Annotated in this window: 21 protein-coding genes; 14 read left to right on the top strand and 7 right to left on the bottom strand. The window is 63.3% G+C overall.

Translation table 11 applies throughout. The features are described 5' to 3' along the window. Nucleotides 1–85 precede the first annotated feature (85 nt). The 4 genes from glmU to AC0L2L_RS30570 all read left to right on the top strand — a co-directional run bounded on the left by glmU (nucleotide 86) and on the right by AC0L2L_RS30570 (nucleotide 5,203). On the top strand, nucleotides 86–1,453 hold the full coding sequence (gene glmU / locus AC0L2L_RS30585) for a bifunctional UDP-N-acetylglucosamine diphosphorylase/glucosamine-1-phosphate N-acetyltransferase GlmU (protein ID WP_473583578.1): 1,368 nt from the start codon (nucleotides 86–88) through the stop codon (nucleotides 1,451–1,453). 350 nt (nucleotides 1,454–1,803) lie between these two features. Beyond that, on the top strand, nucleotides 1,804–3,627 hold the full coding sequence (gene glmS, locus AC0L2L_RS30580) for a glutamine--fructose-6-phosphate transaminase (isomerizing) (RefSeq protein WP_473583577.1): 1,824 nt from the start codon (nucleotides 1,804–1,806) through the stop codon (nucleotides 3,625–3,627). Nucleotides 3,628–4,056: 429 nt separating this feature from the next. Beyond that, nucleotides 4,057–4,356 carry a HigA family addiction module antitoxin gene (locus AC0L2L_RS30575; RefSeq protein ID WP_027166502.1) on the top strand — a complete coding sequence of 100 codons (300 nt, stop codon included), beginning with the start codon at nucleotides 4,057–4,059 and terminating at the stop codon, nucleotides 4,354–4,356. Nucleotides 4,357–4,444: 88 nt separating this feature from the next. Further along, entirely contained in the window at nucleotides 4,445–5,203 is a 759-nt protein-coding gene (locus AC0L2L_RS30570; protein WP_473583576.1) for a DUF502 domain-containing protein, read from the top strand. On the opposite strand, the gene recG is transcribed toward AC0L2L_RS30570, so the two are convergent. Next, the gene (gene recG / locus AC0L2L_RS30565) at nucleotides 5,155–7,263 is read right to left on the bottom strand and encodes an ATP-dependent DNA helicase RecG (protein ID WP_473583575.1); all 2,109 of its coding nucleotides are present in this window, start codon (nucleotides 7,261–7,263) and stop codon (nucleotides 5,155–5,157) included. The genes AC0L2L_RS30570 and recG overlap by 49 nt on opposite strands. 93 nt (nucleotides 7,264–7,356) lie before the next feature. Between recG and AC0L2L_RS30560 the strand changes: the two genes are divergently transcribed. The 5 genes from AC0L2L_RS30560 to AC0L2L_RS30540 all read left to right on the top strand — a co-directional run bounded on the left by AC0L2L_RS30560 (nucleotide 7,357) and on the right by AC0L2L_RS30540 (nucleotide 13,658). After that, on the top strand, nucleotides 7,357–7,644 hold the full coding sequence (locus AC0L2L_RS30560; protein WP_473583574.1) for an FAD assembly factor SdhE: 288 nt from the start codon (nucleotides 7,357–7,359) through the stop codon (nucleotides 7,642–7,644). Nucleotides 7,645–7,651: 7 nt separating this feature from the next. Further along, a complete protein-coding gene (gene mfd, locus AC0L2L_RS30555) occupies nucleotides 7,652–11,149 on the top strand; it encodes a transcription-repair coupling factor (protein ID WP_473583573.1) in 3,498 nt (1,165 codons plus the stop codon). Between the two features lie 173 nt (nucleotides 11,150–11,322). Further along, a complete protein-coding gene (locus AC0L2L_RS30550; protein WP_473583572.1) occupies nucleotides 11,323–11,655 on the top strand; it encodes an Mpo1-like protein in 333 nt (110 codons plus the stop codon). A 2-nt stretch (nucleotides 11,656–11,657) separates the two neighbouring features. Then, nucleotides 11,658–12,089 carry a DUF3995 domain-containing protein gene (locus AC0L2L_RS30545; RefSeq protein WP_473583571.1) on the top strand — a complete coding sequence of 144 codons (432 nt, stop codon included), beginning with the start codon at nucleotides 11,658–11,660 and terminating at the stop codon, nucleotides 12,087–12,089. A 195-nt stretch (nucleotides 12,090–12,284) separates the two neighbouring features. Next, nucleotides 12,285–13,658: a class II 3-deoxy-7-phosphoheptulonate synthase gene (locus tag AC0L2L_RS30540; protein ID WP_473583570.1), complete on the top strand. Its 1,374-nt coding sequence runs from the start codon at nucleotides 12,285–12,287 to the stop codon at nucleotides 13,656–13,658. A 189-nt stretch (nucleotides 13,659–13,847) separates the two neighbouring features. Here the strand turns inward: AC0L2L_RS30540 and AC0L2L_RS30535 are convergent, their stop codons facing one another. Beyond that, complete coding sequence (locus AC0L2L_RS30535; protein ID WP_473583569.1) at nucleotides 13,848–15,428, bottom strand: glycosyltransferase family 39 protein; 1,581 nt, start codon at nucleotides 15,426–15,428, stop codon at nucleotides 13,848–13,850. A 253-nt stretch (nucleotides 15,429–15,681) separates the two neighbouring features. Here AC0L2L_RS30535 and AC0L2L_RS30530 point away from each other — a divergent pair, with 253 nt between their 5' ends. Then, nucleotides 15,682–16,386: a hypothetical protein gene (locus tag AC0L2L_RS30530; protein ID WP_473583568.1), complete on the top strand. Its 705-nt coding sequence runs from the start codon at nucleotides 15,682–15,684 to the stop codon at nucleotides 16,384–16,386. 218 nt (nucleotides 16,387–16,604) lie between these two features. Here AC0L2L_RS30530 and AC0L2L_RS30525 read toward each other — a convergent pair whose 3' ends face one another. The 3 genes from AC0L2L_RS30525 to AC0L2L_RS30515 all read right to left on the bottom strand — a co-directional run bounded on the left by AC0L2L_RS30525 (nucleotide 16,605) and on the right by AC0L2L_RS30515 (nucleotide 18,843). Further along, nucleotides 16,605–17,372: an RES family NAD+ phosphorylase gene (locus AC0L2L_RS30525; RefSeq protein WP_473583567.1), complete on the bottom strand. Its 768-nt coding sequence runs from the start codon at nucleotides 17,370–17,372 to the stop codon at nucleotides 16,605–16,607. After that, nucleotides 17,332–17,709, bottom strand: coding sequence for an antitoxin Xre/MbcA/ParS toxin-binding domain-containing protein (locus AC0L2L_RS30520; protein ID WP_027166494.1), 378 nt, complete (start codon nucleotides 17,707–17,709; stop codon nucleotides 17,332–17,334). Before AC0L2L_RS30520 ends, AC0L2L_RS30525 begins: the two co-directional genes overlap by 41 nt. A 63-nt stretch (nucleotides 17,710–17,772) precedes the next feature. After that, a complete protein-coding gene (locus AC0L2L_RS30515) occupies nucleotides 17,773–18,843 on the bottom strand; it encodes a GGDEF domain-containing protein (protein WP_473583566.1) in 1,071 nt (356 codons plus the stop codon). 321 nt (nucleotides 18,844–19,164) lie between these two features. On the opposite strand from AC0L2L_RS30515, the gene AC0L2L_RS30510 reads away from it, so the two are divergent. Both AC0L2L_RS30510 and AC0L2L_RS30505 read left to right on the top strand, forming a co-directional pair. Continuing rightward, complete coding sequence (locus AC0L2L_RS30510; protein ID WP_473583565.1) at nucleotides 19,165–19,584, top strand: GFA family protein; 420 nt, start codon at nucleotides 19,165–19,167, stop codon at nucleotides 19,582–19,584. Nucleotides 19,585–19,662: 78 nt separating this feature from the next. Beyond that, nucleotides 19,663–20,022 (top strand): diacylglycerol kinase, encoded by a 360-nt coding sequence (locus AC0L2L_RS30505; protein ID WP_027166491.1) that lies wholly within the window; start codon nucleotides 19,663–19,665, stop codon nucleotides 20,020–20,022. 23 nt (nucleotides 20,023–20,045) lie between these two features. Here the strand turns inward: AC0L2L_RS30505 and AC0L2L_RS30500 are convergent, their stop codons facing one another. Beyond that, complete coding sequence (locus AC0L2L_RS30500) at nucleotides 20,046–20,645, bottom strand: DedA family protein (protein ID WP_473583564.1); 600 nt, start codon at nucleotides 20,643–20,645, stop codon at nucleotides 20,046–20,048. Continuing rightward, complete coding sequence (locus tag AC0L2L_RS30495; RefSeq protein ID WP_473583563.1) at nucleotides 20,642–21,205, bottom strand: DUF1003 domain-containing protein; 564 nt, start codon at nucleotides 21,203–21,205, stop codon at nucleotides 20,642–20,644. The genes AC0L2L_RS30500 and AC0L2L_RS30495 overlap by 4 nt, the downstream gene beginning before the upstream one ends. A gap of 91 nt (nucleotides 21,206–21,296) precedes the next feature. On the opposite strand from AC0L2L_RS30495, the gene AC0L2L_RS30490 reads away from it, so the two are divergent. Together AC0L2L_RS30490 and AC0L2L_RS30485 are read left to right on the top strand one after the other, a co-directional pair. Beyond that, nucleotides 21,297–22,010 carry a DNA-3-methyladenine glycosylase I gene (locus AC0L2L_RS30490; RefSeq protein ID WP_473583562.1) on the top strand — a complete coding sequence of 238 codons (714 nt, stop codon included), beginning with the start codon at nucleotides 21,297–21,299 and terminating at the stop codon, nucleotides 22,008–22,010. Nucleotides 22,011–22,185: 175 nt separating this feature from the next. Next, entirely contained in the window at nucleotides 22,186–23,865 is a 1,680-nt protein-coding gene (locus tag AC0L2L_RS30485) for an NAD+ synthase (protein ID WP_473583561.1), read from the top strand. Nucleotides 23,866–23,867: the final 2 nt, after the last annotated feature.

Raw genomic sequence — 23,867 nt, 5'->3', positions numbered from 1 at the left:
CACCGGAATTTAACCGCATTGGTTCAGCATAGCGCCAATGCTAAATGTGCGTTGATTCCAAACCTTTTCATATGGTTGCCCATCCATGAGCCAGAGATCCTGCCTGTCCGTCATCCTCGCCGCCGGCGAAGGCACGCGCATGAAAAGCGCCATGCCGAAGGTGTTGCACGCCATTGCCGGCCTGCCGATGGTGGCGCATGTCGTGAAGGCCGCTGAGGCTGCAGGCGCATCCGGCGTGGCGCTGGTGATCGGCCACGGCGCCGACGAGATGCGCAAGGCGGCGCACAAATTCGCGCCGAAGGCGGAGACTTTCGTGCAGGACAAGCGGCTCGGCACCGCGCATGCGGTGCTTGCCGCTCGCGAAGCGATATCAAAGGGTTATGACGACATCCTGGTGATGTTCGGCGACACGCCGCTGATCGACGCGCAGGCTCTGGCAGCCGCGCGGCAAAAGCTGGCGGAGGGTGTCGCCGTCGTGGTGATCGGTTTTCGTCCGCCAAGCCCGATCGGCTATGGCCGGCTGATCGAGAAGGGCGGCAAACTCGTCGCCATCCGCGAGGAGAAAGACTGCTCCGAAGACGAGAAGAAGATTGGCTTCTGCAATGCGGGGATGATGGCGGTGGCGGGCAAGCATGCGCTGCGGCTGCTCGACAAGGTCGGCAACAAGAACGCCAAGGGCGAATTTTACCTGACCGACATCGTCGAGATCGCCGGCGCGGAAGGCCTCGATGTGGTGGCCACGGAGGCCGGCTTCGAGAGCGCGCTCGGCATCAATAACCGGGCCGAGCTCGCGGAAGCTGAAGCGATCTGGCAGACGCGCCGGCGGCGCGAGGCGATGCTTTCCGGCGTGACGCTGATCGCACCGGAGACGGTCTATTTCTCGCATGATACCGAAATTGGCGCCGACACGATCGTCGAGCCGAACGTCTGGTTCGGGCCGGGCGTCAAGATTTCCACCGGCGCCACGATCCATGCCTTCAGCCATCTCACAGGGGCCACCATCGCCGAGAACTGCGAGATCGGGCCCTTCGCCCGATTGCGTCCCGGTGCCGATCTCAGGAAGAAGGCCAAGGTCGGCAATTTCTGCGAGGTCAAGCAGGCGACGGTCGAGGAGGGCGCCAAGGTCAACCACCTGACCTATGTCGGCGATGCGCGGGTCGGTGCTGGGGCAAATATCGGCGCCGGCACCATCACCTGCAACTATGACGGCTACTCGAAATTCTTCACCGACATCGGCGAGGGGGCCTTTGTCGGCTCGAATTCCTCACTGGTGGCGCCGGTCACGATCGGCAAGGGCGTCTACATCGCCTCGGGCAGCGTGATCACCGAAAGCGTGCCCGATGATGCGCTGGCCTTTGGCCGGGCCCGCCAGAGGACGATCCCCGGCAAGGGCAAGGAACTGCGCGAGCGCTTAGCTTCGACTGCCGCGGCAAGGAAGAAAGCGGCGGAATAAGCGGGCCGCAGCTCAGGGCAATTGGTTCCGCTCACCAGCAGCTCAAAGCCGCCTTGTGTCATCCAGCGCGGGTCGTCATTCGAAGGATGACGCAATACCGCCGCAAATGGTACTTGCCGCAGCAGCGGCACCTCGCAGTATAGACGAAGGGCAGTGCGCATGGATGTTTCGGCGCTGAAGTGATCGAAAAACCGAACAATTGCGGTAACTGGATTGCAATGGCCCTCTGCCATGATGGTACGCGAAACAGGGTTCCGGCTGATACGGAACGAAACGCAAAGTGACTTTCGCGGTAGCCCGGCAATCCGTAGATGACGCTGGGTTTTCCGCTGGGAATCGGGGGTTATCGCATGTGCGGTATCGTTGGAATCGTCGGCCGGCAGCAGGTTGCGCCGCTCATTGTCGACGCGCTGAAGCGGTTGGAATATCGCGGCTATGACTCGGCGGGCGTTGCCACCATCGAGAAGGGCGAGCTTGGCCGCCGCCGCGCCGAAGGCAAGCTGGTCAACCTCGAGCGCCGGCTGAAGGAAGAGCCGCTCGACGGCACGATCGGCATCGGCCACACGCGCTGGGCAACGCATGGCGTGCCCAACGAGACCAACGCGCATCCGCATTTTTCCGAAGGCGTCGCCATCGTCCATAATGGCATCATCGAGAATTTCGCCGAGCTGCGCGACGAGCTTGTCCGTGATGGCTACAACTTCTCCTCGCAGACCGATACCGAGGTCGTGGCGCATCTGGTGGCGCGCGAGCTTGCCAGGGGATTGAAGCCGGTCGAGGCGGCGCATGCGGCGCTGAAGCGGCTCTCTGGCGCCTTCGCGCTGGCGATCATGTTCAAAGGCGACGAGGACCTGATCGTCGGTGCCCGCAACGGCCCGCCTTTGGCCGTCGGCCATGGCGAGGGCGAGATGTTCCTGGGCTCGGACGCGATTGCGCTGGCGCCCTTCACCAACTCGATCACTTATCTCGAGGACGGCGACTGGGCGGTGGTTCGCCGCGACGGCGTCGCGATCTACGACATCGACGGCAAAAAGGTCGACCGCAAGCGCCAGCAGTCGCTGTCGACCAGCTTCATGGTCGACAAGGGCAATCGCCGGCATTTCATGGAGAAGGAAATCCATGAGCAGCCAGAGGTGATCTCGCATACTCTGGCGCATTACGTGGATTTCGTCTCGGGCGTGTCGAAGCCGCTCGACCTGCCGTTCGACTTCGCCAAGATCGGCCGGCTGGCGCTCTCGGCTTGCGGCACGGCCTATCTCGCCGGGCTGATCAGCAAATACTGGTTCGAGCGCTATGCGCGGCTACCGGTCGACATCGATGTCGCTTCGGAGTTCCGCTATCGCGAGATGCCGCTTTCGGCCAACGACGCGGCCTTCTTCATCTCGCAGTCAGGCGAGACCGCCGACACGCTGGCCTCGCTGCGTTATTGCCGGCAGGCCGGCATGAAGATCGGCGCGGTCGTCAATGTGCGTGAATCGACCATGGCACGCGAATCCGACGTCGTGCTGCCGACGCTTGCCGGGCCGGAGATCGGCGTCGCCTCGACCAAGGCCTTCACCTGCCAGCTTTCGGTTCTGGCATCGCTCGCGGTACGCGCCGGGGTGGCGCGCGGCACGATTTCGCGCGATGAGGAAAAGCGGCTGGTGCGCGAGCTTTCGGAAGCGCCGCGCTTCGCTACCCAGGTGCTGAAACTCGATGAGCAGATCGAGCGCATATCGCGCGAGCTCTCCCGCTACAAGGACGTGCTCTATCTCGGCCGCGACACCAATTTCCCTTTGGCCATGGAAGGCGCGCTCAAGCTCAAGGAGATTTCCTACATCCACGCCGAGGGCTATGCGGCCGGCGAGCTGAAACACGGGCCGATCGCACTGATCGACGAGAACATGCCGGTGATCGTCATCGCCCCGCATGACCGGATATTCGAAAAGACGGTCTCGAACATGCAGGAAGTGGCGGCGCGTGGCGGCAAGATCATCCTGATCACCGACGCCAAGGGCGCAGCACAGGCGAGCGTCAAGACGATGGAAACGATCATCCTGCCCGAGGTGCCGGAGATCATCTCGCCGATCATCTACGCCCTGCCGATCCAGATGCTCGCTTACTTTACCGCCGTGTTCATGGGCACGGATGTCGACCAGCCGCGCAATTTGGCGAAATCGGTGACGGTGGAGTAGCTTCCGCCGCCTCGGCTCCGTTCTTTCGTCATCCACGGGCGTAAAGCGCGAGCCTTCGCCGGACCTATGCTCCGGCATGCGACGGCCAAGATCGTTCGTGATACCAGTGTGGTGCCGCGCTTCTTGCTCGCTGTCATGTACACATAGCCCGTTATGCGTGATGAATAACGGATGGATGATCAGGCGACCATTCTGACGGGTTGCATTCTTCGGCTGGCGTCACGGAATGGATCCTTGGGTCTGCGCGCGTCGCTTCGCTCCTTGCTCCGCCCGTGGATGACGAAGGGAAGGATGTTTCGGCTAATCCCGAACGGAAGCAGCTTCCGTTTGGGACACGGAGGGTCCTGATCTTGCAGTTGGACATGTATCATAGCATGATACATATCGTGGATAAGGGCACTTGCCCTAGCCCTTTGAGGATACTGAGCTATGCTCAAGTTTGCACGCCCCATACACCCCGGAGAATTCTTGCGCGAGGAATACCTTGCGCCGCTTGGCATGAGTGCCGGCGCGCTTGCAAAAAAGCTCAATCTTCCACGCACTCGGATCGAACGCATCGTCAAGGAAGAGGTTGGTCTTACTCCTGATACGGCGCTTCGTCTCGCCAGGTTCTTCAACACCACGCCCGAGTTCTGGATGAACTTCCAGAAGGCCTATGAACTGGAGACCGAAGCGAGGAAAATCGCGTCGGAACTCGAGAAGATCGTGCCGCTGGACGCGGCGGCATGACGATCATTCTTTAAAAAACTTTCGCAGTTCCAAACCGGCTCGCGGTTCACTAGTCTTGGCGTCGCAACCCTGCGCCGCGGTGAACCCCATGTCCGACGCCCTGAAGACCTCTGGCATGACCCGGCTGAGGAATTATTTCCTGACGGGCTTCGTCGTTTGCGCCCCATTGGCGATCACCGCCTACATCGCCTGGTCGCTCATCGGCTGGGTCGACTCCTGGGTAAAGCCTTACATTCCCGCCCGCTACAACCCGGACACCTATCTGCCATTTCCGGTCCCCGGCTTCGGGCTGATCGTGGCGCTGGTGATGATCACGTTCATCGGTTTCATGACGGCCAACATCGTCGGGCGCGCCATCGTCAATGTCGGCGAGCGGCTGCTCGGCCGCATGCCGCTGGTGCGCGGCATTTATCGCTCGCTGAAACAGATTTTCGAGACGGTGCTGTCGAACAAGGGCGACATGTTCCGCCAGGTCGGCCTGGTCGAATATCCGCGCAAGGGGGTCTGGTCGCTGGTCTTCGTCGCCAGCGAGAGGGAAACCGAGATCAATCAGAAGCTCGACCAGGAGGGCGATCCGCTGGTCGCGGTGTTCATGCCGTGCACGCCGAATCCGACCACCGGCTTCCTGATGTATGTGCATAAATCCGAGATCGTGCTGCTCGACATGACGATCGAGGACGGCGCCAAGCTGATCGTTTCGGCGGGCTTGGTCGCGCCGGAGGTCAGGCCCACGATCGTGGCGCTGAACGGCGAAATGATCAAGAGTCCGCTTGCTAATCCGCCACGCGGCTCCGGACCTCAGCCAGCGCGCAGCAAGCGCACCGCTTCATCGCGCCCGAACAGGTAGAGCAGGAGGCGAAGCGCCTCACCGCGTTCGGACTGCAATTCCGGATCGCGCGACAGGATCAGCCGGGCGTCGTCGCGCGCGGCTTCGAGCAGGTCGGCATGGAACTCGAGGCGCGCCACCTGGAAGCCGGGCGCGCCGGACTGCCGGGTGCCCAGCAACTCGCCTTCGCCGCGCAGTTTCAGGTCCTCCTCGGCGATGCGGAAGCCGTCCTCGGTCTCGCGCATAACCGAAAGCCGGCGCTTTGCCGTCTCGCCGAGCGGATCCTTGTAGAGCAGCACGCAGGATGACGGCCTGTCGCCGCGCCCGACGCGGCCGCGCAACTGGTGCAACTGGGCAAGGCCGAAGCGTTCGGCATGCTCGATGACCATGATGGTGGCGTCGGGCACGTCGACGCCGACCTCGATGACGGTGGTGGCGATCAGGATGCGCGTCTCGCCTTGTTTGAAGGCGCGCATCGCTTCGTCTTTGTCCACGCCCTTCATGCGGCCGTGCACGAGGGCGATCCGGTCGCCGAACAGCGGTTTCAGCGAGGCGAAGCGGTCCTCCGCCGACATCAGCTTGATCTCTTCGGATTCCTCGACCAGCGGGCAGATCCAGTAGATCTTCTGGCCTTCGGCAATCGCATCGCGCATGCGTCCGACCAGTTCGTCCAGCCGTTCCATCGGCAGGGTCACGGTGCGGATCGGCTGCCGGCCGGCCGGCTTTTCGGTCAGCTTCGAGACGTCCATGTCGCCGAAGGCGGTCAGCACCAGGGTGCGCGGTATGGGCGTCGCCGTCATCACCAGCATGTCGGGCGCATCGCCCTTGGCGGTGATGGCGAGACGCTGGTGGACACCGAAACGGTGCTGCTCGTCGATGACGGCAAGAACGAGATCATGGAATGTCACCGTTTCCTGGAACAGCGCATGCGTTCCGACGACGATGTCGATCGCGCCGGTGGCAAGAGCTTCCAGTGTTTCGGCACGCTCGCGGCCCTTCTCGCGCCCGGTGAGGATGGCGAGGCGCAGGCCGACCGTTTCAGCCAGCGGCGCGATGGTCGCCAGATGCTGGCGCGCCAGGATTTCCGTCGGCGCCATCAGCGCCGCCTGGCCGCCGGCCTCGACGGCGCGCGCCATGGCAAGCAGCGCCACCACGGTCTTGCCGGAGCCGACATCGCCCTGCAGCAGGCGCAGCATGCGTTCGGGATCGGCGAGATCGGCGTTGATCTCGCCGAGCGCGAATTCCTGTGAGGGCGTGAGCTTGTAGGGCAGGGCAGCGCGCAGCTTCTCGACGATGCGGCCGTCGCCGACCAGCGGCCGCCCTGACAGCCGGCGGATTTTTGCCCGCACCAGCGCCAGTGACACCTGGCCGGCCAGCAACTCGTCATAGGCAAGACGCCGCCAGGCCGATCCTTCGACGGCAATTTCGATCGGATCCTTCGGATAATGGATGCGAGCGAGCGCGTCGCCGAAGGATGGAAAAGTGTGGCGGCGCATGAAGGCGTCGTCCTGCCATTCGGGCAATTCCGGCAGGCGGCCCAGCGCCTGCCCGATGGCGCGGCGCAGCACCTTTGGCGACAGGCCGGCGGTGAGCGGATAGACAGGCTCGACCAGCGGCAGCCCCTCGGCCTCGTCGATCGGCGCGATATAGTCGGGATGGACCATGGTCGGGCGGCCGTTGAACCATTCCATGCGGCCGGAGATGACCACACGCTCGCCTTCGGGAAGCATCTTCTGGAGATAGGCGGCATGGGCATGGAAGAAGGTCAACGCCACCTCGCCGGTATCGTCATGGGCGTAAACGCGGTATGGCACCGACCTGTTGCCGCGCGGCGGCGGCTGATGGCGGTCGACCCGTACCTCGAGGGTGACGATCTGGCCCTCGGCCGACAGCGCGATGCCTGGGCGATTGCGGCGGTCGATCACCGTGTTGGGCAGCACGAACAGAAGGTCGGCGGCGCGCGCGGCTCGATCGCCGAGATCGGCCGGCACGACCTTCTCGATCAGCAGGCCAACCTTCGGGCCTACGCCGGCGAGCGAGGTGATCGGAACGAACAGGGGATCGAGGATGGTGGGACGCATCGTGTCAGCTTATGTCGCGACGGTCGCGGCGCAAAGGCTGACACCGGCCACTATCCACGCTATATGCGCCGCTTCGAACAGGGACGCGGCACGATGACCGGAACACAGCGATCAAGCGAGGGGCTCGACGCCCGCCGGCGCAAGCTGCTGTTCCGCTCCTGGCATCGCGGCATGCGCGAGATGGACCTCGTCCTGGGTTCCTTCGCCGACGCCGAGATCGGCGCCTTGACCGGCGATGAAATCGACCAATATGAGAGGCTTCTCGAAATTCCCGATACTGACTTCCTGCCGATGGTCACCGGCGAGCGCCCGGTTCCGCCCGATGTCGATTGCGCAGTGCTGCAAAAAATCCTGGCGTCGCGCCGGACCATGACATTTTGAAAAACGCATGAGCCTCATTCCATCCATCGGCCTGCCCAAGGGTCGCGCCGGCCAGTTCATCGTCGACGGCGTTGCCGACGGCTACGAAGCCTTCGCGCTGGTGCAGACGGCGCAGGAGATCGCACCGGACAAGCCGGTGCTGTTCGTCGCGCGCGACGGCCAGCGGCTGCCGGCGATCATCGAGGCGCTCACTTTCGCGGCGCCCGGACTGCCGGTGTTGGAGCTGCCGGCCTGGGATTGCCTGCCTTACGATCGCGTTTCGCCCGGCGCCGATGCCGCGGCGCGGCGGCTCGATGCGCTTTCCGCCATGATTGCGCTGGCCAAGAAGCCGCATCGTGCCGTGATCCTCACCACGGCCAATGCGCTGTTGCAGCGTATTCCGCCGGCCGAACTGATCGAAGCGCAGACTTTCCATGCCGGGCCGGGCAACCAGATCGACATGAACGCTCTGATCGCGCGGCTGGAGACGTCCGGCTTCGAGCGCGTGCCGACCGTGCGCGGTCTCGGCGAATTCGCGGTGCGCGGCGGCATCCTCGACCTGTTCGCGCCGGGCTGGAGCGAGGCGCTGCGCCTCGACTTCTTCGGCGACACGCTGGAATCGATCCGCGTCTTCGACGTCGCGACGCAGCGCACCACCGGGCAGCGCAAGTCGATGTCGCTGCAGGCGATGAGCGAGGTGGCGTTGACGCCGGAAACGATCAGCCGCTTCCGCCGCTCCTACATCGAAGCCTTCGGTGCGCCGTCGCGCGATGACGCGCTCTACGCTGCCGTCAGCGAAGGCCGGCGCTTTGCCGGTATGGAGCATTGGCTGCCGTTCTTCTACCAGCGGTTGGAAACGGTGTTCGATTATCTGCCGGATGCGCCTGTCGTTTTCGACCATCTGGCGCATGAGGCGCTGGCCGAGCGCCACACACTGATCCTCGATCACTACGAGGCGCGCCGGAAGCAGGCTGACAGCGCATTGAAGGATGCGGTGCCCTACAAGCCCGTTGCGCCGGATCTCCTCTATCTGTCGCCTGAAAATCTCAAGGCTTCGCTCGGCCCGCGTGAAGACATCGACTTCACGGTTTTCGATGCCCCCGATGTTGGAGGCAAGAAGGTTTTCCATGCCGGCTCGCGGCATGGCCGGAGCTTCGCCGAGGAGCGCGCCGACCCCAACATCAACGTCTTCGACGTGGTCGTGAAACACATTGCCGACGAGCGCGCCGCGCGACGCAGGGTGATCGTCGCCGGCTGGACGGAAGGCTCGCTCGACCGGCTTGGGCAAATCCTTGCCGAACATCACCTCGGCAATCTGAAGCCGGTCGCGACGCTTGCCGAGGTCGAAAAGCTCGAGCCGGGGCAGGCGGGTCTTGCCGTGCTGCCGCTCGAATCCGGCTTCGAGACCGACCACATGGTGGTCGTCGCCGAGCAGGACATCCTTGGCGACAGGCTGATCCGCCGTTCGAAACGCAAAAAGAAGGCTTCCGACTTCATCGCCGAGGCCACGTCGCTGTCCTCGGGCGATATCGTCGTCCATGCCGATCACGGCATCGGCCGCTTTATCGGCCTGCGCACCATCGAGGCGGTCGGCGCACCGCATGACTGCCTGGAGATCCACTATGCCGGCGACGACCGGCTGTTCCTGCCGGTCGAAAATATCGAGCTCCTGTCGCGCTACGGTTCGGATTCGGCGGAAGCGACGCTCGACAAGCTCGGCGGCGGCGCCTGGCAGGCGCGCAAGGCGCGGCTGAAGCGCCGCCTGCTCGACATGGCCGGACAACTGATCCGCATCGCCGCCGAGCGCCAGATGCGTTCCGCGCCTGCCATGATCCCGGCCGACGGCCTTTATGGCGAGTTTGCGGCGCGCTTCCCTTATGAGGAAACCGACGACCAGCAGACAGCAATCGATTCCGTCACGGACGATCTCGGTGCAGGCAAGCCGATGGACCGGCTGATCTGCGGCGACGTCGGCTTCGGCAAGACGGAAGTGGCGCTGCGCGCCGCCTTCATCGCTGCGATGGAAGGGTTCCAGGTTGCGGTGGTCGTACCGACGACGCTGCTGTCGCGCCAGCATTTCAAGACCTTCTCGCAGCGCTTCTCCGGCCTGCCGATCCGCATCGCGCAAGCCTCGCGCCTGGTCGGCGCCAAGGAACTTGCGGAGACCAAGAAGGGCATTGCCGAAGGCACGGTGGACATCGTCGTAGGCACACACGCACTGCTTGGCAGCTCGATCTCGTTCAAGCGTCTCGGCCTCTTGATCATCGACGAGGAGCAGCATTTCGGCGTCAAGCACAAGGAGCGGCTGAAGGACCTCAAGAGCGACGTGCATGTGCTGACCTTGTCGGCGACGCCGATCCCGCGCACGCTGCAGCTGGCGCTGACCGGCGTGCGCGAACTGTCGCTGATCGCCACGCCGCCGGTCGACCGCATGGCGGTGCGCACCTTCATCTCGCCCTTCGATCCGCTGGTTATCCGCGAAACGCTGCTGCGCGAACGCTACCGCGGCGGCCATTCCTTCTATGTCGTGCCGCGTATCAGTGACCTGGCCGAAATCCATGATTTCCTTCGGGAATCCGTGCCGGAGCTGAAGGTGGCGGTGGCGCACGGCCAGATGCCGCCGGGCGAGCTCGACGACATCATGAACGCCTTCTACGACGGCCAGTACGATGTGCTCCTGTCGACCACCATCGTCGAATCCGGGCTCGATATCCCGACGGCCAACACGCTGATCGTCCATCGCGCCGACATGTTCGGCCTGGCCCAGCTCTACCAGCTGCGCGGCCGCGTCGGCCGCTCGAAGGTGCGCGCCTATGCGCTGTTCACGCTGCCGGCGAACCGCAAGCTCACCGACACGGCCGAGCGGCGGCTGAAGGTGCTGCAGTCGCTCGACACGCTGGGCGCCGGCTTCCAGCTCGCCAGCCATGACCTCGACATCCGTGGCGCCGGCAATCTTCTGGGCGAAGAGCAGTCGGGCCACATCAAGGAGGTCGGCTTCGAGCTTTACCAGCAGATGCTGGAGGAGGCGGTGGCCGAGGTGAAGGATACCGGCGAGGCGCAGGATGGCGGCTGGTCGCCGCAGATCGCGGTCGGCACTGCGGTGATGATCCCCGAAAGCTATGTGCCCGACCTGCAGCTCAGGATGGCGCTTTACCGCCGCCTCGGCGATCTCCAGAGCACCGAGGAGATCGACGGCTTCGGCGCTGAGCTCATCGACCGTTTTGGGCCGCTGCCGGAAGAGGTGACGCATCTGTTGAAGATCGTGTTCATCAAGGCGCTCTGCCGCAAGGCCAATGTCGAGAAGCTCGATGCCGGCCCCAAGGGCATCGTCATCCATTTCCGCAAGCGCGAGTTCCCCAATCCGGTCGGGCTGGTCAAGTTCATCGGCGAACAGGGCTCGCTGGCCAAGATCAGGGCCGACCACAGCGTGGTCTTCATGCGCGACTGGCCGAATGCGGAGAAGCGGCTCGCTGGTTCGGCCGTGGTGATGACGCAGCTGGCCCGGTTGGTCGACAAGGCCGCGTAGGCACTTGAACCGGCCTGCAAGCTTGTTGCCGCTGCCTGTCCTCCTCGCAAGGAAATAGTAACCCACTCGCGAAAGCCTCATGCATTTGCAAGACCTGCGACGAATGGGGCTATTGCAGTATTTACGCCGGAAGGTTCAATTGGCGACGTTTATCATCGCTGTAAGGGCCGCTTATGAACCCGCAAACCTTCGATGAATATTGGCTCGGCTACCTTGCCGGCCATTCAAAAACTTCGACCCGCTTTGTCCATTATCTCGGCCTGTTCTTTGCGCCGATCGTCGGAGTCGCGACATCCTTCCTTGTGGTCTGGTGGGCCTTTCTGGTCATCATCCCCTTTTTCTACCTTGCCGCTCTTTTCACCCATCCCCTGCTTGAGCACAACACCAACAAACCTTTCGCGGAACGGCCTTTGTGGAGTGCCATTGCCCTGCTTCGCATGCTTGCGCTCGACTTGACCGGCGGTCTTGGTCGCCAGCTCAGGCGCCTGAACGAGGCCGGCGGATAGGGATGGAAACGGCGGTTGTCGCGGCCTGCTCGGCTATCCTGCTGGCCGCTGCCGGATTCCATGTCTATTGGGGTTTCGGCGGCCGCACCGGCGCCGGCGTCTCGCTGCCGCAGCGCGAAGACGGCAGCCCGGCGGTGAAGGAAACCGCCCTCGGCGCCTTGGCAACAGGCGTGGTTCTGGCGCTGGTTCTGCTGCTGCTTCTTGGTTTCGCCGGCCTGATCCAATTGCCGGTGCCGCACTGGCTGCTGAAGGTCGGTATCATCCTGTGGGCGCTCATATTCACCGTGCGGGCGTTGAGCTGGTCGAGATATTTCGGGCTGTTCAAACGCGTAAAGAACACCCGCTTCGCCAGATATGACAGTCTGCTCTACAGCCCTTCCTGTCTGTTGCTGGGACTGGGCCTATTTTGTCTGGCACTTGCGGACACGGCATAGCGAGCGGCAGGGCCATTCGCCACCGCTGAAAAACCCGGCTAGAATAGGCAGTCGGCTTCGTGTAAGGAGCCGCGACCTCGTATCGAGGCTTGAATGGCGGGCAAGCGCGCTCGCCGGGTTGTTTGACGCAATTCCGGACGGAAAACCGTTTCACACTTTTCGCGGAATTGCTCGGAAAGAGCGTTGGGTGCAGCGATGACGAAATGGTCGCCGAATTCGTGGAGAGAAAAGCCGATCAAGCAGGTCCCGGCCTATCCGGACCTTGCGGCGCTTAAGGCGACGGAAGCCCAGCTTGCCACCTTCCCGCCGCTGGTTTTTGCCGGCGAGGCGCGCAAACTGAAGAAGCAACTGGCGGCGGTCGCCGCCGGCGAGGCCTTCCTGCTCCAGGGCGGCGACTGCGCCGAAAGTTTCGCCGAGCACGGCGCGGACAACATCCGCGATTTCTTCCGCGTCTTCCTGCAGATGTCGGTCGTGCTCACCTTCGCCGGCGCGCAGCCCGTGGTGAAGGTCGGCCGCGTCGCCGGCCAGTTCGCCAAGCCGCGCTCGTCCGACAACGAGACGAAGGCCGGCGTGACGCTGCCGAGCTATCGCGGCGACATCATCAACGGCATCGAGTTCGACGCCAAGTCGCGCATACCCGATCCGGCGCGGCAGGAGATGGCCTACCGCCAGTCGGCCGCGACGCTCAACCTTTTGCGCGCCTTCGCCCAGGGCGGCTATGCCAGCCTGGAGAATGTGCATAGCTGGATGCTCGGCTTCGTCGCCGACAGCCCGCAGGGCGAGAAGTACGGTGCGCTCGCCAACCGCATCACCGAGACGATGGAGTTCATGCGCGCGGTCGGCATCACCTCGGAAACCAATTTCGCGCTGCGCGAGACCGATTTCTACACCAGCCACGAGGCGCTGCTGCTCGGCTACGAAGAGGCGCTGACGCGCGTCGATTCTACCTCGGGCGACTGGTACGCGACCTCCGGCCACATGATCTGGGTCGGCGACCGCACGCGCCAGCCCGACCATGCGCATGTTGAATATTGCCGCGGCATCAAGAATCCGCTCGGCCTGAAATGCGGGCCGTCGCTGACGCCGGAGGGTCTCATGGAGCTCATCGACCTGCTCAATCCCGAAAACGAGCCGGGACGTCTGACGCTGATCGCCCGCTTCGGCTCCGACAAGGTCGTCGAGCATCTGCCCAAGCTGGTGCGGGCGGTGAAGAAGGAAGGGCGCAACGTGGTGTGGTCGTCCGACCCGATGCATGGCAACACGATCGAGGCGGCCGGCTACAAGACGCGGCCCTTCGACCGCATCCTCAAGGAAGTGCAGACCTTCTTCGAGGTGCATCGCGCCGAAGGCACGCATCCCGGCGGCATCCATGTCGAGATGACCGGCAAGAACGTCACCGAATGCACGGGCGGCGCCCGCGCCATCACGGCCGAAGACCTGCAGGACCGCTATCACACCCATTGCGACCCGCGCCTCAATGCCGATCAGGCGATCGAGCTCGCCTTCCTGGTCTCGGACCTGCTCAAGAAAAGCCATCCGATCCAGCACAAGCAGGCTGCCAACGCCTAAAGCGCGTCGCGCTGAAACGGATTCAGGCGACACACTTTAAGTCTTTGTTTTTATGCATGTCGTTGCCCCAGAACCGCTGCGCACTTCTGGGCGACATGCATTAAGCAAAGCCTGGACGCTTGATCATTGGAGGCGCCGGGCAACGAAGCCGGCGTCTTTTCAATTGAGCGGGTGGATTTCAACCGTCGGTCATTCCGGATCGGGAGGACCGGCCGGGTCGCGCGGAAAGTCGGTTCTGCCGGGTGGGATGACGAAAAAGTCGATCGCCAGGGGTGGAGCCTTGAGCGACCAATCGAAAAGCGCCGTCTTGACCGGCAGTCCGGCAGTCCAGGCCTGCAGTCGCGGCGGGAGTTTCCAGCCATGCGGCCATACCAGCAGCATGCCCTGGTCCCGCAGGCGCTGGTCCGTGATCCAGGGAGCGAGGCGTCTGTCGAGGGTCGTGAAGATCGAGGGTTGGTCCGCGGCTTCGAGCCCGGCCAGCCTGGCCACGCTGTCTTCGCCGCCGACAATGCCGAGCGGCCCGGGTACTGCCTCATGCCAGATCGCTTCGGCCGTCTGCGAAATCGATCGCGCCGGCCAGCACATCGGCTGCAGGCGGCCGAGGACGTTGCAGCTGGTCCAGTGGGTGACCGCGTAGGCGCTCGACACGCCGACCACGCATAGCAGTGCCAGCACTGTCAACCGGCGCAGCTCCGCTGGCCCCAGCCGCTGGCCCAAGAGCGCGATCGCCAGGGCACCTACGAGATTGTACATCGTCGCGCCCCAGGATTCGCCGGTGCCTGTAAACAGCGAGGCGACCATGACCAGCAGCGCCGGCCCCAGGCCCATCCATGCCAGGTAGATAACCGCGCGGCGCTCGGGAGCGGGGTGGGTCTGCAGGGGTTCCTGCGCGGGGCTTGGTTGCCGTCGCAGAAGGCCGGAAAGAGCAAGAACGACGGGAACGGCGGCAAGCCCGGCAAGCTGAACGCCGATGTAGTAAAGCCGAGCGCGGTGGGCGACCACCCAGGCGTTGCGATGCGCGGCATAGGTCATCGGCAGGAAATCGAGGCGGAAGAGCTCGATCGCCAGCGGCGCCGCCATGCCGAGAAAAATCGCCAGGCCAAGCCATGGCCATGGGGTTGCAAGCCGGCTGCGGGCACGGGTGTCGTATAAAATCCAGACGCCGCCGAACGCCAGCAGCAAAGCCGTCGAGAACTTGGCATAGAGCCCGATACCGGAGACGAGGCCAAGAGCGAGCCACCAGCCAGGCCGTCCGTCGCGCGCCGCGCGCCACAGCAGCCATGAGATGCCGGCCCAGAAAGGCATCTGCGCATAGTCATGGTTGAATTGCGGGGTTGGCCAGCCGAAAAAATAGATCGCTGGCATCAAGAGCACGGCGGCGAGCGCACGTGTCGAGCCCATGATGTCGCGCGCCAGAAGATAGACCAGGACGAAAGTCGTCGAGACCAGCAATTGCGACAGCATATATTGCGGCCAGCGGAATGAGCCGGTCAGGAGATGGCTGATCTCGAGCAGCCAGCAGGGGAGCTGCGGATGCTTGTAGGTCAGCAGCACCCATTCGCGGCCCCACATGAAACCCTCGACGACGTCGGTCGGCGGCCCAACGTTGACGAGCGCCGGCATGACCGTCCAGCAAGCGATCTGGGCCAGGCACAAAAGCGCCAGCAACCGCCATGGGCGCCGGACCAGGCCGTTCCAGATGGAAGGCAGATTGCCTTCCGCCGCGGTCGCCGTCGGCCAAAGATGAACGGATTCGCTGGTTCTCGACATGCGGGCCTAAAATCACACCGATGGATTTCTGAACAGTGCGATAGCAAAAGCTTACGAAAATGTATGCTGCCGCAACATTGTAAAACCAAGATTGCGATGGAACCCGTCACCGGCGCTTCGGGCAGGACCGTGGCTGGCTGCTGGTTGCTGGAGCCGGCCCGCCGTCCGGGGCGCCGCGATTCCAGAGAGCATGATGTCATCCGAAAACGCTTCACACTTTTCGGCATCATGCTCTAGCCATACAGGTGCCTCCATGCGTCACCAGCACGCCGTCATCCACTATCGCGCGCTCGACTTCTGGTCGGCGCGCGCGGCGGTCCTCGTCATCATCTGCCTGCAGCTTCTGGTCATCAACAACCTGTCCTTCGGGCCGCGCTGGCTGGCCCCGACGGCCGAGGCGGCGCTGCTGGTGCCCCTGTCGGTCGCAACGGCCTGGACGCAGATGCAGACGCGCAAGGCTGTCGACCACGAGCATTGGTACGCGATCGGCCGATTGCGCCTCTACATCCGCCGCGCGGCATTGGTGATGACCGGCCTCATCAGCATCATGAATTGCGGATCGCTGGTTTTGCTGGTGCGGGCGCTGCTGCAAGGGCATGCCGGGGCAGGCACGACGCTGCTCGTCGATGCGCTCAACATCTGGGTCACCAATGTGATCGTCTTCGCGCTGTGGTTCTGGAGCACCGATCGCGGCGGCCCGCCGACCTGCGGCCTGGTCAAACGGGCGCAGGCGGACTTCCTGTTCCCGCAAATGACGTTGCCGGACCGCGAGATACAGGGCTGGCTGCCGGGCTTCGTCGACTATGTCTTCCTGGCCTTCACCAATGCCACGGCGTTCTCGCCGACCGACACCTTGCCGCTCACACAGCGCGCGAAGCTCCTGATGATGGCCGAAGCGATGATCTCGCTCCTGACGATCGCGCTGGTGGCCGCGCGGGCCGTCAACATCCTGGCCTAAAACTGTATCGATATTCGGGTGAGGCCGGCCTGCGAATGGCGGCGTCCTGCGCTTCCGGCCTTCGCCGGCCGAAGCACCCATGAGTGGCGTGGCAGCTAAATTAAGGCTACGGCCGGCGTAGGCCGGTGCTCACGTACTTCAAGTACGCTCCGCTCCGGTTCTCGGTAGCCGCCATTCTCGGCTCGCCCTGACCCGAATCTCGATACAGTTTTCCGAGCTCAATGGCCGCGATCCCATCGCATATTCGCAAGCCTGGGATCGGCAAAGGCCGTGCGTGAGAATTCGAGCCGTTTTTCCGGAAATTCGCAGATCGCCTGGATGCCGAACGAACCGATGCGGATGCGCCAGGTCTGCGGTTCCAGCGGCTTTGCCTTGGCAAAGCCCTTGCACGTCAGCAGCGCGATGTTGGCGCCCTTGGGATCGCGCACCGAGCGATAGCGGATCGCCTGCAGCCCGGCCTCGCGCGCCACATCGGCGATCGCCTGGCATGCGGTGTAGTCGGTGGCCTGCGTCCAGGCCTCCTCGTCTCGATCAAGCGGCGGCCTTGTCAGGTCGATGGCGCCGTCGCATTTGATCGCCGCGGCAAAGGCGGTGTATTCCGCCGCGTCGTTCGGCCATTGCGTCGCCGGCGATTCCGCGAAGAACAGCAGGCGGTAGAAGGCCATCTCCGCTACCGCCGTCAGCACCGTCTCGGCGGCATAGTAGACGCCTTTCGTCTTGCCCGCGCGGCGGAAGCGCGAGCCGTACGGATAGACGGAGCCGTAGCGAAAGGGGGTCGCCAAGAGATAGTGGAGGTGGCGGCACTCCAGCGGGATCTGCGGCTTGGTGTCCTCGACGAGGTCCTCCAGCAGCGCCTGCTCGTCGAGCGTCTCTACCAACTTGAGGGTCGAAACGCGGTGTTGCGCCTCGACCATCCGCCAGTACTTGCCTTCGAGCCGGACGGCCTCAGACGAGAGCGCGCCGGGAGTCCAGGTAGGCGATGACATCGACAAGTCCGGCAATGGTCAGGATTTTTTCGAGCGGCGTGCCGTCGAGCGTGGTGTTGGGGTTCTTCAGCCACGCCCGGGCGACGGTCTCATCGCCGCCGACGATGGCGTCGAGCGAACGGAACAGGCGCACGAACAGCACCGCCAGCTCGAACGGCTTGGTGCCGCGTTCAAGCAGGAATTCTTGCCGGCGCATGCGCGAGACCGTTGCTTCCGACACCCCGATCACCAGGGCGAGCGTCCTGGCGGTGATGTCGAGCAAGTCGGCCGCGCGCAGCGTGGCCTTGGTGATGACGGCATTTTCGGCCGCCGTCGCGGCCGCGACTGGACGTTGCATAAGCGCACCCTTTCATTTCTGTGGAAAATATAGTCCACAAAAATTCGTCTGGAAAGGGCCGTGTCAGTCTTTCTTGTAAAGCAGCCAGCCCTTGGCGGGTCGGCCTGCCATCGTCGAATGCTTGGTGACCCGGTTGCGGCCGCCGACCTTGGAGCGATAAAGCGCCTGGTCCGCCTTGGTGTAGAGATCTTCGGGGCTTTCCGCTTCAGAGGCCATGCAGATGCCCAAGGATACGGTAACGGCGCCGTAGTTCATGCCGGTCTGGCTGCTGGTGAATGGGGTCTGCTCGATCAGCGCGCGGATGCGCTCGGCGATCTCGTACGTGGCTTCCTCGCTGGCGCCTTCCACGATAAGCGCAAATTCCTCGCCACCGGTGCGCGCGACGAATATGTCGGCGCGCACGCTCGACTGGAAGATCTCTGCGATGATCTGCAGGATCCTGTCGCCGACCGGGTGCCCGTAGCGATCGTTTATGTCCTTGAAATGATCGATATCGGCAAGGATCAAGGCGTTGAACAGGATGCCGCGATTGCTGGTGTAGATCCGGGTGATCTCCTTGTCGAAGGCACGGCGGTTCCACAACTGCGTAAGCGGGTCGGTGTCGGCAAGCCGCTTGTATTCCTCGAGCTTCGACTTGACGCTTTCAAGCTCGGCCGTCTTTTCGCTGAGCGTGCTGGCGATCTGGCGGCCATGGTCGATCGTCGAGTTGGTGGCGGCCGACATCGCGCCGGCGATCTTCTGCAAGAGCTCCTGCGAAAGCAGGCTGCGATTGCTCAGGCCGCTCGAGGTCTCGTCGAGGATGCGGCCGTATTTCTCGATATGCGAGTGCTCGCTGCGCAACAGCGCGGCGATGTCCTCGAGCTCCTTGGCGACCATCTCGCGGGCGTGCTCGACAATGGCGGGGCCGTGGTGCTGCGGGAAGAAACTGCGCCCGATGCGGTCGAGATCCTCCTGCGTCGGGCGGTTGCTCAACGAGACGACGGCAAGGCTGAGCTCGTGGTTACCGCCGCTGAGCGCCTCGTAGAAGATTTCATAGTTGCGCGGCAGGCCAAGCACGCCGAGCTGTCGCATCGTCGCCACGACGGTGCTGACGATGTCGGGATTCCTGTCGGTCGGAATGGCTGCCGGCTGCATGTTCTGTCACTGCCCCTTCAGTGCGACCGGAGACTTGCCACCGCCGGGAGTCGCTAACGCGGGGATTTGAATCAGAATTGCGGTTGCGACGGTGCGTCCCCTATCACGACCATCGCTTGTGGGAATCATAGATGAGGTCCCGCTAAAGTTTCCTTAATAGCCTGCATTTCCTCAACATCTTTGCTACCGCAGGATGCAAGGCCGTGCAGGAGGAGCTTTTGAAACGCGCCGCCTCGGTGTCGCATTTGCCTGTGCCCCGCCGCCACAAAGCTGAAATTCTATTCGGCAGCGATCGGACAGATGACGTTGAAGGAGGCCGGAATGGATGACAACCACAGCGGATCGTGCCTGTGCGGAGCGGTGCGTTTCAGGACGAGCGGCCCGTTGCGCGGTGTCATCTATTGCCACTGCTCGCAGTGTCGTCGGCAGACCGGCCATTTCGTCGCGGCAACCGCCTCCAAGGACGCCGATATCGTCATAGAAGGGGCCGACGCGCTCAGGTGGTACGGTGCCTCCGACGTGGCGAAACGCGGCTTCTGCCGTACCTGCGGCTCGCTGCTCTTCTGGAAGCACAATGAATCGGACACGATTTCCATCATGGCCGGCTCCTTCGAGAGGCCGAGTGGCCTCGCGGCGGAAAGCCATATCTTCGTCGGCGACAAGGGCGATTACTATTCGATCGAGGACGGGCTGCCGCAGTTCGAAAGATCGACACCGTCGATAAAGGTCGCGGACGGATGAATTTTGCAGCGGCTGCCTTATTCCCTTGGTCCCGCCATTGCGATATCCCCTGCCGGTGACTCGCAAAGGGGCAGAGGCATGCAGCGGCTGATCGATGCTTTCGTCAATTCGGTTCGGGCCTTCCGCAAGTTGGCCGCTCACGAAAAGGCATTCCAGCAGGAACTGCTGTTGCTCGCTCTTGCCCTGCCGGCCGGCTGGTTCATTTCAGTATCCTGGCGCGGCTACGCCCTGCTGATCGGCGCAGTCCTGCTCCTGATCATGGTCGAAGTGCTCAACACCGGGATCGAGGCAGCCTGCGACGCGATCTCGCGCGAATTCCATATCGACATCCAGCTCGCCAAGGACTGCGGTTCGCTGGCGGTGCTGATTTCGATCGTGATTGCCGGCGGCGTCTGGGGCATCGCCGTCATCGAGCGTCTTATCGGCGCGCCGATTTGATCTAGAGTGGTTCGCTTCGGCGATCAGGATCCTGCCTGATCCTCCCTGGCGCGTTCGCGCCGGGCAAAATGATGGCCGACCAGCCAGGCAATGATTGCGACGACGACGCCGACGCCAAGGGCAATGAGCAGTCGCTCATGCCGCGCAAACGCCTGGCCCACCATCTGTTCCGCGCCCAGGCCGAAGACATAGCCGATGCCGCTGAACAGGGCCGCCCAGGCCGCGGAAGAGATTGCATTCAGGATGACGAAGCGCGGCACCGGAACGGTCGACAGGCCGGCGGCGATACCGCCGACCAGCCGCATGCCGTAGATGTAGCGATTGGTCAGCACGAAAATGTTGGGATGGGTGTTGAGCAGGTGATAGGCGCGGCTGAAGCCGGGCCGCCTGCGCAGTCTTTTCACATAGGCATGTTCGGCGAAGCTGCGGCCGAGGGTGAAGAAGAACGTGTCGCCGGCGAAGGCGCCGAGAAAGGCGGCGAGGAAAGTCTGCCACAGCACGAAGACATGTTGATGGGCGAAAAAGCCGCCAAGGATAGCGGCGCTCTCGCCTTCGGCGACGCAGCCCAGGAAGACCGCAATCAGCCCGTACTGCTCGATCAGGCGGTGGATGGTCTCATTCATTGCGTGGCCGATCCGGCCGACAGTTTTTCGTCGATGCGCCTGATCTGCTCGGCCATGCGCAGGATCTCGTCGCGCAGGCCGATGATCTCGCTGTGGCGAAGCTCGTCGAGCTTTTCATGCAGGGCCATGATCTCGATCTCGGCCTTCAGATTGACCTCGTAATCATGGGCTGCGTCGATGCGGTCGCGCTCGGTCTGGCGGTTCTGCGACATCATGATCACCGGTGCCTGCAGCGCGGCGACCATCGACAGCACGAGGTTGAGGAAGATGAAGGGGTAGGGGTCGAAGGCCTCGCGCGTCAGCAGCCAGGCATTGCCGGCAGTCCAAAGGACAAGAAAGGCAAGGAAGCCGAGGATGAAGGACCAGGAGCCGCCGATCCTGGCGATGGTGTCGGCGATGCGGTCGCCATAGGTCTCGTGGAAGGCCACGGCCTTGTTGGTATCGCGCGTGATCGTGGTGCGCTCGAGCGTCGATTGGAGCACGCGACTCTCGAGCGGACCGAAACCTTCCGGCTTTCGCTTGAGCAGCCGGTTCGCCATGTCTTCGACGATCTTGTTCATTTGTCCTCTCCTTCGGCAGAGCGTCGATAGACGTAGAGGCTGCCGGGCCGAAGGTGAAGTGATAGATTGCGGTGAACAGGCGAGGACATCGATGCTCGATTTTCAGAAAATCCACGCACGGGCGGCAAAGCGCAAGGGCGGGGAAGCCGTGCTGGCGCCGCTGCTTGGCCCGGCGCCCGACAATATGGCGGTGGCGAAAATCCCCGACGATCGCATTCTCTCCACCATGGCCGAGCGCATTTTCGCCGCCGGCTTCGTGTGGCGGGTCATCGAACAGAAATGGCCGGGTTTCGAGGAAGCGTTTCTCGGCTTCGAACCGAAGCGGCTTTTGTTCCAGCCTGACGACTTCTGGCACGAGCTGGCGTCCGACAGCCGCATCGTGCGCAACCCGCAGAAGATCAAATCGGTGCGCGACAATGCCGCTTTCGTCGATCGCGTCTCGAAGGAACATGGCAGTTTCGGCAAATTCATTGCCGGGTGGCCGGCGGACGATCAGGTCGGGCTGACCGCCTATCTCGCCAAGCATGGCAGCCGGCTGGGCGGCAATACCGGCCAGTATTTGCTGCGCTGGCTCGAATGGGACACGTTTGTCGTTTCCACCGATATGGCGGCAGCCTTACGCGACGCCGGCCTCGATATCGCCGAAAACCCGACCTCGAAACGGGACCTCGGCAAGATCCAGGCGCAGATCAACCAATGGTCGGCCGAGACCGGCCTGCCGCGCCGCCACATCTCGCGCATCCTGGCGATGTCGATCGGCGAGAACCGGTCGGCAGAGGCGTTGCGCGAGTATATGGGCGACTAGGCCTTGGCGGTTGGTGAAACACGATCTCCATCGATCAGGATACGATCTTTTGATCGATCAGGGACATGATCGGCTCCGCCGATCAGTCAGGATACGATCGACGACAGTCGATCGATCCCATTTGGCACAAGCAATCGGCATTGCCGGGCGGTTTCAGCCACGCTAAATCCGTTCCATGACCAAGACCGTTCCCGATATCCTGCGCATCGCCGTCGCCCAGCTCAACCCGACTGTCGGCGACGTCGCCGGCAACCTGGCAAAAGCTCGCGAGGCGAGGGCGGACGCGGCCCGCCAGGGCGCCGACCTCGTGCTCTACACCGAGCTGCTCCTCTCCGGCTATCCGCCGGAAGACCTGGTGCTGAAGCCCTCCTTCCTGAAAGCCTGTGAGAAAGCGGCAGAGGATTTCGCCAAGGACACGGCCGACGGCGGGCCCGGCTTCATCATCGGCACGCCGCTGAAGCGCCGGACCGGCACGCATAATTCCATCGTCTTCGCCGACGGCGGCAAGATCATCGCCGAGCGCTACAAGCTCGACCTGCCGAACTATGGTGAGTTCGACGAGAAGCGCGTCTTCCAGGCCGGACCGGAGTTGCAAGGGCCGGTGAATTTCCGCGGCGTGCGGCTGGGCGTTCCGATCTGCGAGGACATCTGGGGCGACGTCGCCGTCTGCGAGACGTTGGCCGAAAGCGGCGCCGAGATCCTTTTGGTGCCGAACGGCTCGCCCTATTACCGGGCCAAGATGGACGTCCGCCACCAGGTCGTCATCCGCCAGGTCATCGAAACCGGCTTGCCGATGATCTACGCCAACCAGCTCGGTGGCCAGGACGAGTTGATCTTCGACGGTGCGTCGTTTGCCATCGGCGCCGACAAGACGCTTGCCTTCCAGATGAGCCAGTTTGAAGAGGCAGTCGACGTCACCACCTGGAAGCGAAACGGCGACCATTGGGTCTGCTCGGAAGGCCCGATGTCGAAAATTCCCGACCGGGACGAGGCCGACTATAGGGCCTGCATGCTGGGCTTGCGCGACTACGTCAACAAGAACGGCTTCAAGAACGTGGTGCTCGGCCTCTCCGGCGGCATCGACTCCGCGATCTGCGCTGCGTTGGCGGTCGACGCGCTCGGCGAGGAGCGGCTGCGCACCGTCATGATGCCTTACCGATATACGTCGAAGGATTCGCTGAAGGATGCCGAGGATTGTGCGCGCGCGCTCGGCTGCCGCTACGACATCGTGCCGATCTCCGAGCCGGTCGAAGGTTTCCGGCATGCGCTGACCCAGCTCTTCGAAGGTACCCAGGAAGGCATCACCGAGGAAAACCTGCAAAGCCGCGCGCGCGGCACCATCCTGATGGCGATCTCCAACAAGTTCGGCTCGATGGTCGTCACCACCGGCAACAAGAGCGAGATGTCGGTCGGCTACGCCACGCTTTACGGCGACATGAACGGCGGCTTCAACCCGATCAAGGACCTCTACAAGATGCAGGTCTATGCGCTGTCGCGCTGGCGCAACGCGCATGTGCCGCCGGGCGCGCTCGGACCCTCCGGCGAGGTCATCCCGAAGAACATCATCGACAAGGCGCCGTCGGCGGAGCTGCGCGAGAACCAGACCGACCAGGATTCGCTGCCGCCTTATCCGGTGCTGGACGACATTCTGGAATGCCTCGTGGAAAACGAGATGAGCGTCGACGACATCGTCGCGCGCGGCCACGACCGGGCGACGGTGACACGCATCGAGCACCTGCTCTACATCGCCGAATACAAGCGCAGGCAGGCGGCGCCCGGGGTGAAGATCACACGGAAGAATTTCGGCCGCGATCGCCGCTATCCGATCACCAACCGGTTCCGGGACGGTGGCTAGTC

This window comes from Mesorhizobium sp. WSM4832, assembly GCF_055811115.1.
Note: the sequence above shows the minus strand (reverse complement) of the source record. Positions and strands in the feature narration are given on the sequence as shown.

Excerpts from the sequence above, each read along its gene's own strand:
- glmU (WP_473583578.1), top strand. The coding sequence starts at position 86 with ATGAGCCAGAGATCCTGCCTGTCCGTCATCCTCGCCGCCGGCGAAGGC.
- glmS (WP_473583577.1), top strand. The coding sequence starts at position 1,804 with ATGTGCGGTATCGTTGGAATCGTCGGCCGGCAGCAGGTTGCGCCGCTC.
- AC0L2L_RS30575 (WP_027166502.1), top strand. The coding sequence starts at position 4,057 with ATGCTCAAGTTTGCACGCCCCATACACCCCGGAGAATTCTTGCGCGAG.
- AC0L2L_RS30570 (WP_473583576.1), top strand. The coding sequence starts at position 4,445 with ATGTCCGACGCCCTGAAGACCTCTGGCATGACCCGGCTGAGGAATTAT.
- recG (WP_473583575.1), bottom strand. The coding sequence starts at position 7,263 with ATGCGTCCCACCATCCTCGATCCCCTGTTCGTTCCGATCACCTCGCTC.
- AC0L2L_RS30560 (WP_473583574.1), top strand. The coding sequence starts at position 7,357 with ATGACCGGAACACAGCGATCAAGCGAGGGGCTCGACGCCCGCCGGCGC.
- mfd (WP_473583573.1), top strand. The coding sequence starts at position 7,652 with ATGAGCCTCATTCCATCCATCGGCCTGCCCAAGGGTCGCGCCGGCCAG.
- AC0L2L_RS30550 (WP_473583572.1), top strand. The coding sequence starts at position 11,323 with ATGAACCCGCAAACCTTCGATGAATATTGGCTCGGCTACCTTGCCGGC.
- AC0L2L_RS30545 (WP_473583571.1), top strand. The coding sequence starts at position 11,658 with ATGGAAACGGCGGTTGTCGCGGCCTGCTCGGCTATCCTGCTGGCCGCT.
- AC0L2L_RS30540 (WP_473583570.1), top strand. The coding sequence starts at position 12,285 with ATGACGAAATGGTCGCCGAATTCGTGGAGAGAAAAGCCGATCAAGCAG.
- AC0L2L_RS30535 (WP_473583569.1), bottom strand. The coding sequence starts at position 15,428 with ATGTCGAGAACCAGCGAATCCGTTCATCTTTGGCCGACGGCGACCGCG.
- AC0L2L_RS30530 (WP_473583568.1), top strand. The coding sequence starts at position 15,682 with ATGCGTCACCAGCACGCCGTCATCCACTATCGCGCGCTCGACTTCTGG.
- AC0L2L_RS30525 (WP_473583567.1), bottom strand. The coding sequence starts at position 17,372 with ATGTCATCGCCTACCTGGACTCCCGGCGCGCTCTCGTCTGAGGCCGTC.
- AC0L2L_RS30520 (WP_027166494.1), bottom strand. The coding sequence starts at position 17,709 with ATGCAACGTCCAGTCGCGGCCGCGACGGCGGCCGAAAATGCCGTCATC.
- AC0L2L_RS30515 (WP_473583566.1), bottom strand. The coding sequence starts at position 18,843 with ATGCAGCCGGCAGCCATTCCGACCGACAGGAATCCCGACATCGTCAGC.
- AC0L2L_RS30510 (WP_473583565.1), top strand. The coding sequence starts at position 19,165 with ATGGATGACAACCACAGCGGATCGTGCCTGTGCGGAGCGGTGCGTTTC.
- AC0L2L_RS30505 (WP_027166491.1), top strand. The coding sequence starts at position 19,663 with ATGCAGCGGCTGATCGATGCTTTCGTCAATTCGGTTCGGGCCTTCCGC.
- AC0L2L_RS30500 (WP_473583564.1), bottom strand. The coding sequence starts at position 20,645 with ATGAATGAGACCATCCACCGCCTGATCGAGCAGTACGGGCTGATTGCG.
- AC0L2L_RS30495 (WP_473583563.1), bottom strand. The coding sequence starts at position 21,205 with ATGAACAAGATCGTCGAAGACATGGCGAACCGGCTGCTCAAGCGAAAG.
- AC0L2L_RS30490 (WP_473583562.1), top strand. The coding sequence starts at position 21,297 with ATGCTCGATTTTCAGAAAATCCACGCACGGGCGGCAAAGCGCAAGGGC.
- AC0L2L_RS30485 (WP_473583561.1), top strand. The coding sequence starts at position 22,186 with ATGACCAAGACCGTTCCCGATATCCTGCGCATCGCCGTCGCCCAGCTC.